Origin of the sequence: Methylobacterium iners (assembly GCF_022179305.1) — a bacterium.
GTDB classification, from domain to species: domain Bacteria; phylum Pseudomonadota; class Alphaproteobacteria; order Rhizobiales; family Beijerinckiaceae; genus Methylobacterium; species Methylobacterium iners.
This window is the reverse complement of the sequence record NZ_BPQP01000084.1, coordinates 18,544-36,659: the sequence shown is the minus strand read 5'-3', so window position 1 is coordinate 36,659 and position 18,116 is coordinate 18,544. Positions and strand designations below refer to the sequence as shown.

The window sequence follows — 18,116 nt, the reverse complement described above, 5'->3', positions numbered from 1 at the left end:
AGGTGACGGATTAGAAACATAATTTAGGAATAATAGCAAGACAAATCGTCGGACCGGATCGGGATCGGACGTGGTCGGCCTCCGCCGGCGGAGCGGAGCTGGGACGAGGTGTGTGACTGACAGCCCTGGAGCGTCCCATCTCCGCACCCCTTTCCCGGACGCCTGGAGCGTCAGCGGAAGGTGATCCGGGACCCGGCGAATAAGGGGCCGCGGCCGCGGCTCATGACGAACGGCGCAAGGGTTCGGACGCTTCGCGGCGTCCCGTGCTGGGCCCCGGATCGGGTTCCGCTTTCGCTCCACCCGTCCGGGGAAGGGCGTGGGGGGACTCACCCGAACTCCCGACGGGAACGGACCTCGCGCGTCACCCGATCGCGATGGTCCGTTCCGGCGAATAGCCCCCGTCCTCGACCGGGTTGGCGACCCAGCGGGTGCGCCCGATCGTCAGGTCGTGCGCGGCATGGAAGTGGCCGGAGACCCAGAGGTCCGGACGATCCGCCTCGGGCAGGTCGTCGAGCGCGGTCGTGGCGTAGAAGGCCGGCACCCACCAGGGCACGCCGCTGACGTCGCGATAGGCGTCGGCCGCGAGCGGGCTCGCCGGGTGGTGGGTGACGACCACCGTCGGGCCCTCGTGCCGAGCGGAGAGTGCCCGCGCGAGAGCCGCACGCTCGCGGGCATGGGCCGCCATCGCGTCCGCCGGCGACCAGATCGTGCCGTCGCCGTTGCGGATCGCGCCGCGGAACTCGCGCGAGCCCGTGACCGGATCGGTCATCCGAGCGGCGGCATAGGCTACCGGATCGGCCGGCGCATCGGGCGTCTCCGGCCCGAGCCAGCGGCCGGCCAGCGACCAGTCGCTCCACAGCGTGGTGCCGACGAAGCGCACGCCGTCGATGACCGTGCTGGCGCCGCCTTGCAGAAGGGTGATCCGCGCCGCCTCCGCGTTGATCCGGGCGACCTCTGCCTCGAGCGCCGCGATCAGCTCCGGCGCGGTGCGGGGATCGCCGGTCGGGGCGTAGCGCTCGTGGTTGCCCGGCACCAGCACGATCGGCCGTCCCCCCGCGAGGTGCAGCAGGGCCGCGAGCCCCGATTCGGGCCGGCCCTCGTGGAGGTCGCCGGCGCAGACGAGGACGTCGAAGGGCTGGCTCGGCGGCGGGATGAGGTCGAGCCGGCGGCGCTCGAGGTGCAGGTCGGAGATCGGGAACAGGCGCATGTCGGGGGCGGCCTTGTCAGGAGGCCGTCTCGGAGGCCGCCTTCGCCGCGCGCCACTCCTTACGGGCGGCCTTCAGGATGTCGGCCGCCGAATCCGCGTTGAGGATCGCGATGCCGGCCGCCGCGATGAGGTCGGGCCAGGCGGAGAGGGTCAGCGCGGTCACGAGCCCGGCGGCGATGATCGCGAGGTTGGCGTAGGCGTCGTTGCGGGCCGAGAGGTAGGCCGCCCGGGTCAGGCTGCCGCCGCCGTCGCGGTGGCGGGCGAGCATCGCGGCGCAGGTCAGGTTGACGGCCAGCGCCCCGAGGCCCGTCAGCGTCAGGGCAACGGGCTCGGGCGGAATCATCGCCTCGAACTTCTGCCAGGCCGCCCAGGCCGTGGCGAGGCCGGGGACCAGGAGGATGCCGGCCAGCACGACGCCGAGCTGGGCGCGGTTCCTCACGCTCCAGCCGATGCCGGCGAAGATGAGGAGGTTGATCGCCGCGTCCTCGAGGAAGTCGAGGCTGTCGGCGATGAGCGCGATCGAGCCGATCGCCAGCGCCACCGCGATCTCGATGCCGAAATAGCCGAGGTTGAGCCCGGCGACGCGGGCGACGACGGGGCGAAGGCCGGCTGCGGGGAGGGACGGTCTGGGCACGGGTCGGGCGAGGTCTCCGCGGTGGCGGCGTCATCGCCCATCCCCGCCTCTCCTGTCGAGCACCGATTTTCAGGCGCGGCCGCGCTGGATTTGCCCCGCCGCCTGTGCGAGGCGGGATGCCTGCCGCGCCGAGGATCGAGAGCCGGGGGAGAGCGCCGATGTTGCCCGAACTGCGTGTCCTGTATTTCGAGGACCTCGAGGTCGGATTGTCCGAGACCCTGGACAAGGTGATCTCGTCCGCCGACGTCATCGGCTTCGCCGAGATCACGGGCGATCGCAACCCGATCCACCTCTCGGAGCACTTCGCGGCCCGCACCCCCTTCGGCACCCGGATCGCACACGGCCTCTACACGGCGGGCCTGATCTCGGCGGTGCTCGGCACGCGCCTGCCCGGCCCCGGCGCCGTCTACATCAGCCAGACCCTCAACTTCCGCGCGCCGGTGCGCATCGGCGACACCGTGTCGGTCACGGTCGAGGTGGCCGAGCTCGTGCCGGAGCGCCGCCGCGCCCGACTCAAATGCACCTGCGCGGTCGGCAGCGAGATCGTGCTCGACGGCGAAGCGCTGGTGAAGGTGCCGACCAAGGCCGAGGCCGATCCCCTGGCCGTCCGCATGGGCGGCCGGTCGGAAGGCGCTTGAAAGGCATCAACGGCCGGATCGAGTACGCGTCCCCTCCCCCTTGTGGGGAGGGGCTCGGGGCGGGGGTGGTTCCGCCTGACACAGTCGAGGGTCGCCCAGCCACCCCCACCTCCAACTCCTCCCCACAAGGGGGAGGAGAGTGGCGCGCCAACCATGGCGACGGTTCGGGGGCGTTGTGGCCCCTTTGATCGAGACGATCCCCATCGACGATCCCGCCGACCCGCGCATCGCGCCCTACGCCGCGATGCGCGAGCGCGACCTCGTCGGGCGCGCGGGACGCTTCGTCGTCGAGGGCGAGGTCACCCTGCGGGTGCTGCTCTCCGGACGCGCCCGCTTCGCCGCCGAATCGATCCTCCTGGCCGAGGAGCGCGTCGCCGGGCTCGCGGATGCCGTCGCTGCCCTCCCCGAGGCACCGCCGGTCTACAGCGCCAGCCGCGCCGTGATGAGCGCGATCACCGGCTTCCCGATCCACCGCGGCGTGCTCGCCATCGGCCTGCGCGGCTCCGAGCCCGCTCCCGACGCGCTGGTTCCGCCCTCCCCCGGGCGCGCGATCCTGGTCGGCCTCGTGGGGCTGACCAACCACGACAATGTCGGCGGCCTGTTCCGCAACGCCGCAGGCCTCGGGGCCGACGCGGTCCTCCTCGATGGCGCGACCTGCGATCCCCTCTACCGCAAGGCGATCCGCGTCTCGGCCGGCACCGCCCTGACGCTCCCCTCCGCGCGCCTGCCCGACGCCGACGCGCTCCTCGCGCTCGCGGAGCGGCACGACCTCGTCCCGCTCGCGCTGACGCCCGCCGGTCGCGAGACCGTGAGCGCGCTGCCGCCGCTGCGGCGCGCGCTCCTCCTCCTCGGGGCCGAGGGGCCGGGCCTGCCGGAGCCGGTGATCGCCCGCTGCCGGGCCTTGCGAATCCCGATGTCGGCGGGCGTCGATTCCCTCAACGTCGCCACCGCCGGCGCCATCGCGCTCCATCACCTCGCCGGGCATCACCTCGCCACGCGCGACAATCCGTGGCAATTGTCGCAACCTTGAGCGTGGCCAAGATTGCCCCACAAGATCTTTGAACGGGCAAGATCTTCAAGGGGGCGGAGCGCCGGGGCGAAGACCCGGATCGCTCCGGTGCATAGGGGAGTCGCGAGCGTTGCTTCAGTCACGGGACGGCATGCGGACCCTGTCCGGACGCCGGGTCATCATCGTCGGCGCCGGTCCCGGCGGACTGGCGACGGCGCTTCTGCTGGCGCGGGCCGGCATCCATGTCACGATCTTCGAGAAGGATCCGGCGGTCGGCGGACGCACCAAGACCGTCGAGGCGCCGGGCGGCTACCGCTTCGACATCGGCCCGACTTTCTTCCTCTATCCACAGATTCTCGCCGACATCTTCGCCTCGTGCGGCGAGCGGCTGGAGGATCACATCAAGCTCGAGCGGCTCGACCCGCAATACCACCTCGTCTTCGAGGGCGGCGGCGAGATCCGCGCGACGAACGACATGGACCGGCTCGAGGCCGAGGTCGCCCGGATCGCGCCGGACGACGCCAGGAACGTGCGCCGCTTCTTCGCCGACAACCGGGTGAAGCTGAAGTTCTTCAAGCCCGTGCTGGAGCAGGCCTTCCACACCCTGCGCAGCATGGCCTCGCCGGGCATGCTCGCCGCCCTCCCCCACCTGCATCCCGGCCGCAGCGTCGACGGCGACCTGAAACGCTACTTCGCCGACCCGCGCGTCCGCCTCGCCTTCGCGTTCCAGACCAAGTACCTCGGGATGTCGCCCTTCCGCTGCCCGAGCCTGTTCACGATCCTCTCGTTCCTCGAATACGAGCACGGGGTCTATCACCCGGTCGGCGGCTGCGGCGCGGTCTCGGAGGCGATGGCGGGGCTGGCCCGCCGCATGGGCGTCGACATCCGGCTTAGGCAGGGTGTCGACCGCGTCACCTTCACGGGCAAGCGCGCGACGGGCGTCGTCGCGGGGGGCGAGCATCTCGCGGCCGATGCCGTCGTGATCAACGGCGACTTCGCCAAGGTCATCCAGGATCTCGTGCCCGAGACGCATCGCCCGCGCTGGCGGGATGCCAAGGTCGCCAAGGCTCGCCTCTCCTGCTCGACCTTCATGATGTATCTCGGGATCGAGGGCAGCGTGCCCCCGGCGCTCGGCCACCACACCATCCTGCTGGCCGAGGATTACGCCCGCAACATCGCCGAGATCACCGACGGCACCCTGCCGATGCAGCCCTCGCTCTACGTGCAGCACGCGGGCTTCACCGACGGCGGCATGGCGCCCCCCGGGCATACCAGCCTCTACGTCCTGGTGCCGGTGCCCAATCTCAAGGCCGGCATCGACTGGCCCGCGACGCGGGAGAGCTACCGCCGCCTCGTGCTGGAGCGGCTGAAGCTCTTAGGGCTAGGCGATATCGAGGAGCGCATCCGCTACGAGCGCATCGTCGATCCGACCCAGTGGCGGGACGACTTCTTCGTGCACGAGGGGGCCACCTTCAACCTCGCCCACGACCTCATGCAGATGCTCTACTTCCGTCCCCACAACCGGTTCGGGCCCGGGCTCTACCTCGTCGGCGGAGGCACGCATCCGGGCTCGGGCCTGCCCGTTATCTACGAGGGCGCCCGCATCACCGCCCGCCTCCTGACGGAGGAACTGGCCGGGGCGCGTATCCCCTCGATCGCCACCGGCATTCCGGCGACGCCGCCGCTCGCCGCCTCGGGCGAGGCCTCTTGAGCGCCCGCCGCACGGCTGCGGCCCTGGTCCTGACGCTCGTCCTCGTCGGCACGGCGCGGGCCGCCTCCGTCGAGGTCGAGCTCGACGGGATCGATCCGGGCGCCGGTCGGGTCTATGTCGGCCTGTGTGCGGGCGGCCTCTCCGAGGCCGATTGCCGGATCGGGCAGGACGCTCCCGCCCGGGCCCCGGGCCAGCGCTTCGTCTTCGAGGACGTCGCGCCGGGAACCTACGCGGTCGCCGCGTTCCAGGACCTCAACGGCAACGGCCGGCTGGATCGCACCGGCCTCGGCCTGCCGCTCGAACCCTACGGCTTCTCCGGCGAGCCGGTGCGGGCCGCCCGGCCCGATTTCGAACGGGCGCGGTTCGGCTTGCGCGAGCCGGGCCTGCGCCTGCGCCTGCGCCTTGCCCGCGCCCTTCCGGCGCGCTGACGGGCGCCTCCGCCATGGATGCGGGCGCCGAGCCCCTGGTGAGCGTCAGGGGCGCCGCCCTCGCCTATCACGGCAAGCCGGTCCTCGATGGGCTCGATTGCGCAATTCGCGCCGGCGAGACCCTGGCTCTCCTGGGACCGAACGGCGCCGGCAAGACCACGCTGATGCGCCTCGTCGCCGGACGGCTGACCCCGGACCGGGGCAGCGTCCGGATCGCCGGCGCAGATCCCCACCGCGAGCCCCGTGCCCGCCGCAGCATCGGCTGGGTGCCCCAGGAGATCGCGCTCTATCCCCGCCTCACGGCGGCCGAGAATCTCGGCGTCTTCGCGCAGCTCGCCGGGATCGGCCGCCGCGAGCGGCCGGAGGCCGTGCGCCACGCCCTCGACCTCGCGGGGATCGCCGAGGTGGCCTCCCGCCCCGTCGGGCTCCTGTCCGGGGGCTACCAGCGCCGGGTCAACATCGCCGCGAGCCTGATCGGGCGCCCCCGGCTCGTCCTGCTCGACGAGCCGACGCAGGGCGTCGACCTGAACGCGCGGGCCGCGATCCACGCCGTGCTCGCCCGGCTGCGCGCGCAGGGCACCGCGATCCTCATCGCCACCCACGACTTCGCCGAGGCCGAGCGCCTCGCCGACCGCGTCGCCTTCCTCGCGCGCGGCCGGATCGTGCGCGAGGGCGCGCTCCCCGCGCTGTTGGCCCGGGTGCGGGCCGGGCCGCCCGAGCACGAGGTCGGCCTCGCCCACAAGCCGGACCCCGCCGCCGAGAGCGCTCTGCGCGGCGCCGGCTTCGCGCCGGCCGATACGGGCCTGACCTGGCGGGCCATCCATCGGGGCGAGACGGGCCTCGACGGGGCGGCGCTCCTCACCGCCTTGCGCGGGCGCGGCGTGCCGGCGAGCGAGGTCCGGATCCGGGCGCCCGGGCTCGAGGCGCTCTACCGGGACGCGCTCGCCCCCGAGGTCGCGGCATGATCGGCGCGGCTTTCCGCGTGATGCTGATCAGCTTGGTGCGCGACCGCGCGGCCCTGGTCATGGCCTTCGTGCTGCCGACGGTGATCTTCGCGATCTTCGCCGCGATCTTCTCCGGCACGATGGGCGACCGCATCGGCATCCATCTCGGGATCGCCGACCTCGCCCGGACCGCGACGACGCAGCGCCTGATGACGGCGCTCGAGGCCGATCCGGCCCTGCGGGTCACGCGGCTTCGCGCCGGCTCGATCACGGAGGCGGCCGAGGGCGTGCGCCGCGGCGAGGTCGACGCCGCCCTCGTCCTGCGCGGCGAGCTCGCGGCGGGGACCGGACCCGTCGGCGCCGACGATCGGCCCGTGATCCTCATCGAGAACCCCGCCCGGGCGCTCGCGACGCCGATCGCGCTGGGGCAGCTGCAGCGCGTCCTCAACGCGGCCCTGCCGGACGTCGTGCTCTCGCGGATCGTCGCCGACGTCGAGCGCTCGGGCAAGATCGGGGCCGACGAGCGCGCCTTCCTGGCCGAAGCCTTCGCCGAGCAGAGCGCCCGCAAGGAGCCGTTCTCCTTCGCCTCCCTGGTGGAGCGCCGCTCGACGGCGACCGGCAACACCAACGACCAAGTCGCCTATTACGCCGGCGCCATCACCGCCGTGTTCCTGCTCTTCGCCGCCATGCAGGGCGCGATGTCCCTCGTCGAGGAGCGCCAATCGGGCCTCGCCGACCGGCTGATGGCCGGGCCCGGCGGGCTCGCCGTCGTGGTGCTCGGCAAGTTCGCCTTCCTGGTGCTGCAGGGCTTGGTCCAGGCCGGGCTCATCTTCGGCACGGCGGCGCTGCTCTACGGCGTCGCCATCGGCCCGCACTGGCCGGCCTGGGCGATGACCTCGCTCCTCGTCTCCGCGATGGCGGCGGGGCTGGCGCTCGCCGCCTGCGCCGCGGCCGCGACCCGCCAGCAGGCCCATCTCGCCGCCACCTTCGGCGTGCTGCTGCTCTCGGCCGTGGGCGGCAGCATGGTGCCGCGCTTCCTGATGCCGCCCTGGCTGCAGGAGGCGGGCTGGTTCACGCCCAATGCCTGGGCGATCGAAGCCTACCAGGCCGCGCTCAACGACGGTGCGGCCGCCGCCCTGCCCGCCTGGGGCGTGATGACGACGGTCGCCGCGCTGGGGCTCGTCGCGGCGGTGGGGCTCGTGGCGCGGCGGGTGGGTTGAGACAGCAAAAGAGACGCGACCGGGTATCGCGTTGACGGGAATGACAATCGGCCTAGCTTCGCCGCTGGCGTAAGGCACAGGCCGCGCCGTGGGAGGCCATGACAAGATGCGGTCCGAGTCCAGAGTTGCCGTCGTCGGATCCGGTCTCGGGGGCCTCGCGGCCGCCTGCGTGAGCGCGGCGCGCGGGCACAAGGTCACGCTCTATGACAAGAACGGCTGGCTCGGCGGCAAGGCGGCGGTGCTGCACGAGGGCGGCTTCCGCTTCGACATGGGGCCGACCATCCTCACCGTGCCGAAGGTGCTGGAGCGCATCTTCCAGGAGGCCGGGCGCGACATCAACGACTACCTCGACCTGCGCCGGCTCGACCCGCAATGGCGCTGCTTCTTCGACGACGGCAGCCGGATCGACCTGATGCAGGACGTCGCCGCCATGGCCGCCGAGATGGACCGCTTCGTCCCCGGCGTGGGAGCCGGCGAGGGCTACAAGAAGTTCATCGGCATCTCCGAGCACCTACACGGGGTCTCGGAACGGTTCTTCTTCTGGAAGCCCGTCGAGGACCTGTTCGACACGATCAACATCCGCGCCAACATGAATCCGGGCACGCTCCGCGATGTGCTGAGCCTTCGCATGCACGCCACCGTGGCGTCGACGATCCGCGGCAAGGTCAAGGATGCGCGGCTCGCGCAGATGCTCGACCATTTCGTGCAATATGTCGGCTCCTCGCCCTACGGCGCGCCGGCGGTGCTCTGCGCCATCGCCCACATGCAGACCGCCGAGGGCGTCTGGTACCCGATGGGCGGCACCCGCGCCGTGGCGGAAGCCCTGGCGAAGCTTGCCGGCGAGCTCGGGGCGACGCTGAAGCCCGACGAGGAGGTCGCGGGCCTCGCCATCGAGAACGGCGCGGTGACGGGCGTGCGCACGAAGGCGGGAACAACCGCCTTCGACGCGGTGATCTCCAACATGGATTCCGTGCGCACCTATCGCGAGCTCGTCGGCGGCGAGGTCGGCCGTGCCTACGAGAAGAAGAGCTTCGAGCCGGCCTGCTCCGGCGTCGTGCTCTATCTCGGGCTCAACCGCGCGTACCCGCACCTGAACCACCACGACTTCGTCTTCTCCCGCGATCCGGAGGAGGAGTTCGACTACATCTACCGCAAGGGCGAGCCGGCCCCCGATCCGACCGCCTACCTCGCGGCGCCCTCCTCCACCGATCCGTCCGTGGCGCCAGAGGGCGGCGAGGCGCTCTACGTCCTCGTCCATACCCCGTATCTTCGGCCGCACCACGACTGGAAGAAGATGTTCCCGGCCTACCGGCAGGTGATCCTGGACAAGCTCAAGCGCACGGCGGGGATGCCGGACCTGGAGGAGCGCATCGTGGTCGAGCGCTACCTGACGCCGCAGGACATCCACGAGCGCTACAAGGTGCTGAACGGGGCGATCTACGGCCTCGCCTCGCACGGCAAGATGATGGGCGCCTTCAAGCCTGGCAACCGCTCGCGGCAGGTGCGCGGCCTCTACCTCGCAGGCGGCGCCGCCCATCCCGGGCCCGGCATGCCGATGGTGATGATGTCGGGCTGGATCGCCGCTGACGCCCTCGACAGCGACGCCCGCGGCGCCTCGGCCAAGGCGGATCTGAGCGCCGCGTGAGCCGCGCGGCGGACGCGGACCCCTCCCAGGCCCGCTCGGCCGTCGCCTGGCGGTTCATGGTCTTCTACTTCGGCCGCTTCCTGCGCCGGCACCTGAACGCGCTCCGGATCGCCCGCTGGGGCCGGCCCGAGGGGGCGGACCATCCCGGCCCCATCGTGGTCTACCTCAACCACCCGTCCTGGTGGGACGCGGCGGTGCTCGTCCTCCTCGCCCACGGCTTCTTCCCAAGGCGCGTCAGCCACGCGCCCTTCGACGCGCGGATGCTGGAGCGCTACGGCGTCTTCGCGCGGATCGGCGCCTTCGCGGTCGACCTCGACTCGGCGCGCGGCGCAATCCAGTTCCTCAAGGCCTCGCGCAGCATCCTGGCGAGGCCCGGCCGGATGCTCTGGATCACGGCGCAAGGGCGCTTCGCCGACGCGCGCCGGCGCCCCCTGGGGCTGCGCCCGGGCGTCGCCCACCTGCCCGAGATCGCGCCCGACGCCCTGTTCCTGCCGCTCGCCCTCGAATACGCCTTCTGGGACGAGCGCGGTGCGGAAGCCTTCGCCGCCTTCGGGACGCCGATCCCGGCCGCGGAGCTGCTGGCCCTGCCCCGGGCGGAGCGCCTTGCCCGGCTCGAGGAGGCGCTGACCGCGACCCTCGACCGCCTCGGCCGCGACGTCGTCGCCCGCGAGCCCGAGCGCTTCGCCGCGCTCGCCTCCGGCACCAAGGGCGTCGGCGGCATCTACGACCTCTGGCGGCGCCTGCGCGCGGCGACGACCGGGCGCCGCTTCGATCCCGCGCATCGCCCCGGCCCGGCGGGAGACCACGCCCCTTGATCCTCGCCCTGCTGGCCCTCGCGCTCGCCCTCCTCCCGGCCGTCCTCGCCCTGATCAACCTCAGCGCCCTGCGCACGCCCGAGCCGGAGGCGGCGTCGGGCACCGTCTCGATCCTGATCCCGGCCCGCAACGAGGCGACGACCATCGCCGCCACCGTCGAGGCGGCGCTGGCCAGCCGGGGCATCCCGGTCGAGGTGCTCGTCGGCGACGACCATTCGACGGACGCCACCGCGGAGATCGTCCGGGCCATCGCCGCCCGCGATCCTCGGCTTCGGCTCGTCGCCGTGCCGGCCCTGCCCGAGGGCTGGACGGGGAAGAACCACGCCTGCGCGGCGCTCGCCGCCGAAGCCGGGGGCGACCGACTCCTCTTCATCGATGCCGACGTCACCCTGGAGCCCGCCGCCGCCGCCGCGCTCGCCGCCCATTCCGCGAAGGAAGGCGCGGCGCTCGTCAGCGGCGTGCCGCGCCAGCGCATGGGCTCGCTCGGCGAGTGGCTCACGGTGCCGATGATCAACTTCCTGCTCGTCGGCTACCTGCCGGTGCCGATGATGCGCCGGGACCCCCGTCCGGCGCTGGGCGCCGCCTGCGGCCAGCTCGTGATGTTCGCGGCGGACGCCTATCGTTCCACGGGCGGCCACGGCGCCATCCGCACCTCCCTGCATGACGGCGTCGTCCTGCCCCGGCTCCTGCGGACGGCCGGCCACCGCACCGACCTCGTGGCCGGCCACGCGCTGGCGACCTGCCGGATGTACCGTGGCTTCCGCGAGGCCTGGGCGGGTTTTTCCAAGAACGCCCACGAGGGCATGGCGACGCCCCGCGCCCTGCCGGTCTGGACGCTGCTGCTCTTCGGCGGGCAGGTCCTGCCGGCGCTCCTCGTGCTCGCCGCCCTCGTCGGTCTCGTCTCGGATGCGGCGGGACTCGTCGCGGCGGCCGCCCTGCTGATCGCGCTGGCGACGCGGGCCGCGATCACCCTCGTCACCCGCGAGCCCGCCGCGACCATCCCGCTGCACCCGGCGACCGTGCTCGTGGCGCTGGCGATCCAGTGGAACGTGCTCCTGCGCAAGAAGCGGGCGGGCGCCGCGGTCTGGAAGGGGCGGAGCTATCCGGTCGGGTCCGAGAAGGCGACGACCGCCGAGACCGCCCCAAGGCCGCGTTGATCCGCCCGTGACGGCCCGGTGGGAATGGTGCGACGCCTACCCCGACCCTGCGCCGGCATGCCCTTGCGTTCCATGGGGCGGCGCGGAGAATGTCGAGGGGTGGCGAGAGTGGGGACGACAGGGCGATGCCAGACGAACCGGTCAAGGGACCTGCCTCCTACTTTCCCTCCATCGAGAAGAGGTACGGACGCCCGATCACGGACTGGCAGGCGCTGGTGCGGAAGGCCGGTCCGGCCAAGCACGTGGAGCTCGTGGCGATGCTGAAGAACGAGCACGGCATGGGGCACGGTCACGCCAATGCCGTCGTCGCGTACACCCTGGCTCAGGACAAGGCGTAACCCACGCTCGAACGGATCCTGATTGATCGCGCGGGTTGCCTGGCTGCGCCCTTCCCCGGACGGGTGGAGCGGTAGCGGAACCCGATCCGGGGCCCAGCACGAGAAGTCGCGAAGCGTCCGAACCCTGTTCGCCGCCGGTCATGCGCCGCTGCCGCGGCACTCCACTCGCTAGGTCCCGGATCACCTTCCGCTACGCTCCAGGCGTCCGGGAAAGGGCCGCGCAGCCGGCGATCCATCGGAGACCCCATCGGACCGTCATGGGACCTCACGGGCGGCCGCGACGACGTCGCGACGTCAGGAGGCGGAACCTCCGCCCGTCTCCGCCAGGATCCAGGCCGCGGTGTCCGGGTCGGCCTCCGCGACCGCGAGGTGCAGGATGATCGGCGTCTCGTAAGGGTGGCGTTCCTTCAGCGCCGCGGCGAGCGCCGCGCTCAGGGATTCCCGGGTCTTCAGGATCGCGACCACCTCCGCGCCGTGCTCGATCGCGCCCTTCCAGGCATAGACCGAGGCCATGCCGGGCAGGACGTTGACGCAGGCGGCCAGCCGCGCCCGCACCAGGGCCTCGCCGACGGCGAGCGCCGTCGCCGCGTCGGGAAAGGTGGTGTAGACGAGGTGCGGACGCTCCATGCTATGTCCCTTGGGTCCGAGGGCGCGGGCGGTTTCGCGCGGTCGGGACACGAGACGCGCGGCGCGGGCGGCGCGTCAACAGGCTCAACGAGGCTCCATGTCGCGGCGCTTCCACCGGATCGCCTTCATCGCGAGCCCGACGCCCGAGGCCCGCCAGGCCGCCGAGGCGCTGATGCGTCGCTACGACAACGTGCTGCCGGAGGAGGCGGACGTGGTGGTGGCTTTGGGCGGCGACGGCCTGATGCTGCAGGCGCTGCACCGCTTCATGGCGCCCGGCACGCCGATCTACGGCATGAACCGCGGGACCGTCGGCTTCCTGATGAACGAGTTCCGCGAGGACGGGCTGATCGACCGCCTCGAGAGCGCCCATTGCAGCATCATCCACCCGCTCCTGATGGAGGCGCGCGACACGGAGGGGCGCGAGCACCGGGCGCGGGCGCTCAACGAGGTCTACATGCTGCGCCAGACCCACCAGACCGCCAAGCTCAAGATCTCGGTCGACGGCCACGTGCGCCTGCCCGAGCTCATCGCCGACGGCGTGCTGGCGGCGACGCCCGCCGGCTCCACCGCCTACAACCTCTCGGTCGGCGGCCCCATCCTGCCGCTCAACGCGCAGCTCCTGGCGCTCACCCCGATCTCGGCCTTCCGGCCGCGGCGCTGGCGCGGCGCCCTCCTGCCCGACTACGCCCGCATCCGGATCGACGTCATCGACGCCGAGCATCGCCCCGTGGCGGCGGTGGCCGACCACACCGAGTTCCGGCGCACCGCCAGCGTCGAGACCTGGCTCGACCACGACACCGACCTCGTCCTCCTCCACGACCCCGGCCACAGCCTGGACGAGCGCATCCTGCGCGAGCAGTTCGGGTGAGCCGGGGGTTCGAACCGGGGCCTCGAACTCAGGTCAACATCGCGTTCGACAACGGAACGAAAACCAATCGCGTCATTCCGGGGCCGCAGAGCGGAACCCGGAAGCCATAACCGCGATCTGCTCCAAGCATGGCTCTGTCGGCGGTTCTGGATTCCGGGTTCGCCTGCAGCGCCCCGGAATGACTGTGTTTGGTGGTCAGAGCGGTCGTGCCCTGCGCGAAGAAGGCTCGCGGTTAGCCCGAGTTCGGAGCCCTGGGGTTCGACCCCGCCGCGCCTCAGGCCGCCAGGCGCACCCGCTCGCGGTCCTCGCGGTAGCTGGCGATCAGGTCGCCGGGGATCGCGTCGAGGACGGCCGCGGCGCGCTGCCGCTCGCGGTCCTCGCGGAAGCTCGCGAGGATGGCGTCCGGCAGGGCATCGAGCACCGCATCGATGGCGCGCGGCGCCTCCTCGCCTGCCGCGGCTCCGGCGTCGGCGGCATCGGTTTCAGCGTCCGCCGCTGCGGGCAACGCCTCGGCGATGATTGGCGCCGCCTCGGCGACGACCGCTTCGGCCTCCACGGTGGCTTCGGCCGCGGCGACCACGGGTCGCGACCACGAGGCCTCGTAGGTCACCTGCCGCTGCGCCTCGCGCCACTCGACCTCGAGGATCTCCGATTCCAGCTCCGCCGCCTCCCGGGCCTCGCTGCCCAGGACCTTTGCGGCGGCGCGGGCCTCCTCGCGCGCGGCCTCCGCCTCGTAGCGGGCGAGCAGCGCCATCACGCTTTGCGCCTCGGCGAAGGGCATCGCCTCGCAGGCGGTGAGCGCGCGCTCGATCATCTTTCGCGAGAGCCCCGACGCCGTGAGCTCGTGGGCGCCGCGGCCGGCCTCGCGCCAGGCCGAGAGGGCGGCGGTGAAGGCCGGCAGCAGGGCCGCCGGCAGCCCGGCGCGGCGGTGGAGCGCCACGAAGCCGGAGCCCGAGGCCTCCTGCATCAGGCCGGCGACCCGGTCGGGCCCGAGCCCGGAGAGGTTGGCGAGCGCGGCTTCCACGAAGGCCATCCGGCCCGAGAGGATCGCCCGCAGGAGCAGGCCGGCATTGAGCTGGCCGTTGCCGCGCAGATGCGTCACGAGCCGGGCGACGTCGATGGGATGCGCGTCGACGCTGAGCGCCAGGGTCGCCCGCTCGCGGGCTTCGCGCCCCGCGCGCTCGCTGCGCACGGGCGAGAGCCAGCCCGCCTCCACGGCGAAGGCGGAGAGCGATTGCGCGAGCCGCGCCGTCACCGCCTGGCGGACCTCCAAGGGCAGGCCCGGCCGACGGAGCAGCGCCTCGCGCAGGGGCGCGTCGCCGCCGTGGCGCTCGATCATGCGCAGCAGGGTGCCGGTGGTGATCACCGCGCCGTGGTTGCGCGCAAGCGCGATCAGCGAGGCCGGCTCGCCGATCTCCGCCAGCGCACCGGCGACGGCCGGCGACAGGTCCGCGCGGCCGGCGATCGCCGTCCGGGTCGCCGCGCAGCCGATGGCGACGCCGTCCACGAGGTCCGCGTCGGTGAGCACGGGCGAGCGGGCGAGCACCAGGCCGGCGATCTCGGGCTGGTCCGCCGACAGCGCCACGACGAGCGCCCGGGGGGCGTTGGCGCAGGACGCGCAGGCCTCCGCGAGAGCCCGGCGCACGGCCGGCGCGGGATCGTCGAGGAGCGCGAGGATCGCGGTCTTCGCCTCCCAGGCGGCCTCCTCTCCGAGACCGCCGTGGAGGTAGGCCCGGGCCAGCGCCGCGGCGGCCTCGGCCCGACGGGTGGGCGACGTGTCCTGGGTCCAGGCGAGGAACTGACGGATGATCATGGACCGCTCCGGGTCGTCGTGAAGAGGGAGGGTTCGCGCGAGGCGACCTGTGCGGTCGCGAATTCGGCCGGGCGCCGCGGCGGCAGCGGCGATCCGACAAGGGCCGCGGCGGTCGCCGGCGTGGCCGCGGTCTCCGTCGTCGCCGGCGAGGCGGTCGGCGCAGCCACCGCGACGGCGCCGGTCACGGAGGCGTCGGAGCGCGGAAAGTAGCTCGGCGCGGCGCGAGCCGTCTCGGCGGAGCGGCCCTGCCAGAGGCGCGCGACGCCCTCCGAGACCGCGCCCTGGCGCCGGTCGGTCTGGAACATGGCGCGCAGGCCGCCGCCATCGTAGGCCGCGTAGGCCGTCGCGGTGTCGGGCACGTCCGGGCCGGCCGCGACGGGCCGCGCCCCCGATTGGCTCGTGGCGAGCAGCGCGTAGAGCTCGGCCGCGCCCCGCGGCCGGCCGGCCTTGTCGTAGAACAGCCCGCGATTGGCGGCCGCCGCCTCCGGCATGTCGAGGGCCGCCGCCCGGGCGGGGCTCGCCTGCGCCGTGTTGATGAGGGCCGCCGCTCCCCGCGCGCCGAGGACATGCGCGGCGTAGAGGTCGCCGCCCGTCGGCTCGCGGCCGAGGCTGCCGGTCAGGGCCTCGCGGTTGCGCTGGGTCAGGGCGCCGGCCATGGTCGCGGCGATCTTGGGGTCGCGGCGCAGGTCGAGGATGGTCTGCCGGGCGCTCGCATCCTCGACGGCGTAGCTGCCGTCGGGCCGCGCCGTGATCGCGTCGGCATAGGGCTGCAGGCCGAGCTTGGGCCCGGCATTCTTCATCACGCCGAGCCAGGTCTGCTCGATGAACTGGAACAGGCCGGTGGCCGACGAGGTGCCCGCCTTGGCGGACGGATCGAGGGCGGATTCGCGCTTGGCCGTGGCCAGCAGGTAGTCGAAGCCGATGCCCGTCGTCTGAGCCCCGTCGCGGATCGCCTCGACGACGCCCGCCGATCCGGCCGGCGCCGCACTCCGCGCGACCGCATCGCGGCCGGCGCCGGCATCGCGGTTCGTCGCGGGGGGCGTGGTGAAGAGGAACATGCACCGTCCGGCTGAGGACGCCGCGCCGGACCCGGCGCAGCGCGGGACCGCCCGAATGCGGCTCATCCCGAGGGCGGATTTTGTTCCAGTATGGTAAAGGAAGCTTGAATGACGAAAGCGGCTTCCCTTCCCATTCCGAGCGGCGCGTGCGCGCGCTCCTGATCGCGCCGGCGGCGTCGCGGGCGCCATACGGTGCCGCCAGCGCCCTCGTCCTCGACGCGGCGACGCTCCACGAAGGGACCGTCCCGACGGCGCGCGGGCAGGTTTCCCTCTACCTTCGGGTCCACGCGCCCGACGACGACCTCGCCGCCGCGTCGGCGCTCCGGCCCGACGGCATCGTCCTCGCCCGCTGCGAGGGCGGGCGCGACGTCGCCCGCCTCGGCGCCCGCCTCGCGGTGCTGGAAGCGGAGGCGGGCCTGGCCGACGGCGCGACGGGCATCCTCGCCATGGTCGGGACGGCGCGCGGCGTGCTCGGCCTATCCAGCCTCGCGGGGGCGAGCCCGCGCCTTGCCGGCATCGCCTGGGACGCGGAGGCGCTCGCCGCCGGGATCGGCGCCCCGGCCGCGCGGGATGCCGGCGGCCTGATCCCGCCGCTCCTGCAGGCCCGCGGCCTCGTGCGCCTCGCCGCCGCCGCCGCAGGGGTCGAGGCGATCGACACCGCCTATCCGGCCGAGGGTGACGGGCTCCTCGCGGAACTCGCCGCGGCAAGGCGCGACGGCTTCGGCGCCAAGCTCGCGAGGAGCCCGGATCACGCCGCGCGGATCGCGTCCCGGTGACATGCCATGGTCAGCCCCCGGCGCCCGGCGGCCGGCTCAGCTCGAACCGGGTCTCGGGCGTCGCGACGAAGTAATCCTGGTAGCCGCCCCGCAGGATCGGGCGCATGGCGCCCGTATCGACCCGGCCTTCGACCACGTAGGCATCGTCGACGTAGATAGAGACCACCTGCCCGATCACCATGAAGTAGCTCGCCTCCCCGCCCCCGAGCGGCACCAGCGGCACGGTCTGCACCCAGCGGCACTCGATGGCGGCCGGCGCCGCGGCGACGCGAGGCGGCCGGACTTTTCGCGAGGGCGCCGTGGCCAGCCCCGCGAAGGCGAATTCGCTGTCGCCGCGCTCCAGGGGCGCCGAGGTGGCGTTCATCGCCTCGCGCAGGTCGAAGGTCGCCAGGTTGCAGACGAACTCGCCGCCCTCCTCCGCGAAGGCGAGCGCGTCCTTCCGTCCGAAGGAGGAGAACATCACCATGTCGGGGTCGCCGGCCACCGCGTTGAAGAACGAGTAGGGCGCGAGGTTCAGCGCGCCCTCGCGGTTCATCGCGCTGATCCAGCCGATCGGGCGCGGCGCGACGAGGGCCTTCAGCGGGTTGTGGCGCAGCGTCCGGCTCTCGGCATCGTAGTGCATCCGCCTAGAGCCTCGTCACGATCTCGGCGAGGACCGGCCGGGGACGGTCGCTCGGCACCTCCTGCGGGCGCCCGACATGCACGAAGCCGGCGAGCCTCTCGCGCGGGTCGAGGCCGAGCGCGTCGAGGACGCGCCGGTCGTAGGCGAACCACTCGGTCAGCCAGGCGGTGGCGAAGCCGGCCGCGTTCGCGGCGATCACCAGGGTCATCGCGACGGCGCCGGCCGAGAGCACCTGCTCCCATTCCGGGATCTTCACGTGGGGCCCCGCCCGCGAGACCACGGCCACGACGGTGGGCGCATGGGCCAGGCGCCCGCGCTCGAGGTCGAGCCGGGCGGCGTCGGCGCCCGGATTGTCGGCCGCATAGGCCCGCGCGATGGCCTCGCCGATGCGCGACCGCGCCTCGCCCTCGATCACGACGAAGCGCCAGGGCGCGAGCTTGCCGTGATCGGGCACCCGCGAGGCGGCGGCGAGCAGCGCGTCGAGTTCCGCTGAGGTCGGGCCGGGTCCGCCCAGCCGGGGCGGGGCGACGGAACGGCGGGTGCGCAGGAGGTCGAGGGTCGGGTTCATCGCAACTTTTCGGTTGGGATCGGGCCGGTCGAGAGCGT

19 protein-coding genes are annotated in these 18,116 nt (G+C 73.1%); 12 read left to right on the top strand and 7 right to left on the bottom strand.

The genetic code is table 11. From position 1 onward, the window contains the following. Positions 1 to 361: 361 nt before the first annotated feature. On the bottom strand, positions 362 to 1,207 hold the full coding sequence (locus MFF55_RS22430; RefSeq protein ID WP_238246336.1) for a metallophosphoesterase: 846 nt from the start codon (positions 1,205 to 1,207) through the stop codon (positions 362 to 364). Between the two features lie 16 nt (positions 1,208 to 1,223). Beyond that, positions 1,224 to 1,841, bottom strand: coding sequence for a cation efflux transmembrane domain-containing protein (locus MFF55_RS22425; protein ID WP_238246335.1), 618 nt, complete (start codon positions 1,839 to 1,841; stop codon positions 1,224 to 1,226). Between the two features lie 158 nt (positions 1,842 to 1,999). Here MFF55_RS22425 and croR point away from each other — a divergent pair, with 158 nt between their 5' ends. From croR to MFF55_RS22375, 10 genes are all read left to right on the top strand, one after another. Next, a complete protein-coding gene (croR, locus tag MFF55_RS22420; RefSeq protein ID WP_238246334.1) occupies positions 2,000 to 2,479 on the top strand; it encodes a 3-hydroxybutyryl-CoA dehydratase in 480 nt (159 codons plus the stop codon). Between the two features lie 244 nt (positions 2,480 to 2,723). Further along, positions 2,724 to 3,509 carry a TrmH family RNA methyltransferase gene (locus MFF55_RS22415; RefSeq protein ID WP_373874854.1) on the top strand — a complete coding sequence of 262 codons (786 nt, stop codon included), beginning with the start codon at positions 2,724 to 2,726 and terminating at the stop codon, positions 3,507 to 3,509. Between the two features lie 109 nt (positions 3,510 to 3,618). Further along, positions 3,619 to 5,199: a phytoene desaturase family protein gene (gene crtI, locus MFF55_RS22410; RefSeq protein WP_238246333.1), complete on the top strand. Its 1,581-nt coding sequence runs from the start codon at positions 3,619 to 3,621 to the stop codon at positions 5,197 to 5,199. Further along, entirely contained in the window at positions 5,196 to 5,627 is a 432-nt protein-coding gene (locus MFF55_RS22405) for a DUF2141 domain-containing protein (RefSeq protein ID WP_238246332.1), read from the top strand. Before crtI ends, MFF55_RS22405 begins: the two co-directional genes overlap by 4 nt. 14 nt (positions 5,628 to 5,641) lie before the next feature. Next, a complete protein-coding gene (locus MFF55_RS22400) occupies positions 5,642 to 6,592 on the top strand; it encodes an ABC transporter ATP-binding protein (protein WP_238246331.1) in 951 nt (316 codons plus the stop codon). Then, on the top strand, positions 6,589 to 7,791 hold the full coding sequence (locus tag MFF55_RS22395) for an ABC transporter permease (protein WP_238246330.1): 1,203 nt from the start codon (positions 6,589 to 6,591) through the stop codon (positions 7,789 to 7,791). The genes MFF55_RS22400 and MFF55_RS22395 overlap by 4 nt, the downstream gene beginning before the upstream one ends. 106 nt (positions 7,792 to 7,897) lie before the next feature. Next, on the top strand, positions 7,898 to 9,436 hold the full coding sequence (locus MFF55_RS22390) for a phytoene desaturase family protein (RefSeq protein WP_238246329.1): 1,539 nt from the start codon (positions 7,898 to 7,900) through the stop codon (positions 9,434 to 9,436). A 56-nt stretch (positions 9,437 to 9,492) separates the two neighbouring features. Further along, the gene (locus MFF55_RS22385; protein WP_238246337.1) at positions 9,493 to 10,251 is read left to right on the top strand and encodes a lysophospholipid acyltransferase family protein; all 759 of its coding nucleotides are present in this window, start codon (positions 9,493 to 9,495) and stop codon (positions 10,249 to 10,251) included. Continuing rightward, positions 10,248 to 11,408, top strand: coding sequence for a glycosyltransferase family 2 protein (locus tag MFF55_RS22380; RefSeq protein WP_238246328.1), 1,161 nt, complete (start codon positions 10,248 to 10,250; stop codon positions 11,406 to 11,408). Before MFF55_RS22385 ends, MFF55_RS22380 begins: the two co-directional genes overlap by 4 nt. Positions 11,409 to 11,533: 125 nt before the next feature. Continuing rightward, the gene (locus MFF55_RS22375) at positions 11,534 to 11,746 is read left to right on the top strand and encodes a DUF4287 domain-containing protein (protein WP_238246327.1); all 213 of its coding nucleotides are present in this window, start codon (positions 11,534 to 11,536) and stop codon (positions 11,744 to 11,746) included. 294 nt (positions 11,747 to 12,040) lie between these two features. On the opposite strand, the gene cutA is transcribed toward MFF55_RS22375, so the two are convergent. Next, positions 12,041 to 12,373: a divalent-cation tolerance protein CutA gene (cutA, locus tag MFF55_RS22370; protein ID WP_238246326.1), complete on the bottom strand. Its 333-nt coding sequence runs from the start codon at positions 12,371 to 12,373 to the stop codon at positions 12,041 to 12,043. A gap of 97 nt (positions 12,374 to 12,470) precedes the next feature. On the opposite strand from cutA, the gene MFF55_RS22365 reads away from it, so the two are divergent. After that, positions 12,471 to 13,241, top strand: a complete 771-nt coding sequence (locus MFF55_RS22365) for an NAD kinase (RefSeq protein WP_238246325.1) — start codon at positions 12,471 to 12,473, stop codon at positions 13,239 to 13,241. A gap of 274 nt (positions 13,242 to 13,515) precedes the next feature. Here the strand turns inward: MFF55_RS22365 and MFF55_RS22360 are convergent, their stop codons facing one another. Further along, positions 13,516 to 15,054, bottom strand: a complete 1,539-nt coding sequence (locus tag MFF55_RS22360; RefSeq protein WP_238246324.1) for a DUF2336 domain-containing protein — start codon at positions 15,052 to 15,054, stop codon at positions 13,516 to 13,518. After that, entirely contained in the window at positions 15,051 to 16,112 is a 1,062-nt protein-coding gene (locus tag MFF55_RS22355) for a lytic transglycosylase domain-containing protein (RefSeq protein ID WP_238246323.1), read from the bottom strand. Before MFF55_RS22355 ends, MFF55_RS22360 begins: the two co-directional genes overlap by 4 nt. 146 nt (positions 16,113 to 16,258) lie before the next feature. On the opposite strand from MFF55_RS22355, the gene MFF55_RS22350 reads away from it, so the two are divergent. After that, complete coding sequence (locus MFF55_RS22350) at positions 16,259 to 16,888, top strand: aldolase/citrate lyase family protein (RefSeq protein WP_238246322.1); 630 nt, start codon at positions 16,259 to 16,261, stop codon at positions 16,886 to 16,888. Between the two features lie 10 nt (positions 16,889 to 16,898). Here MFF55_RS22350 and MFF55_RS22345 read toward each other — a convergent pair whose 3' ends face one another. After that, positions 16,899 to 17,510: a flavin reductase family protein gene (locus MFF55_RS22345; RefSeq protein WP_238246321.1), complete on the bottom strand. Its 612-nt coding sequence runs from the start codon at positions 17,508 to 17,510 to the stop codon at positions 16,899 to 16,901. Between the two features lie 4 nt (positions 17,511 to 17,514). Further along, positions 17,515 to 18,078, bottom strand: coding sequence for a nitroreductase family protein (locus MFF55_RS22340; RefSeq protein ID WP_238246320.1), 564 nt, complete (start codon positions 18,076 to 18,078; stop codon positions 17,515 to 17,517). Positions 18,079 to 18,116: the final 38 nt, after the last annotated feature.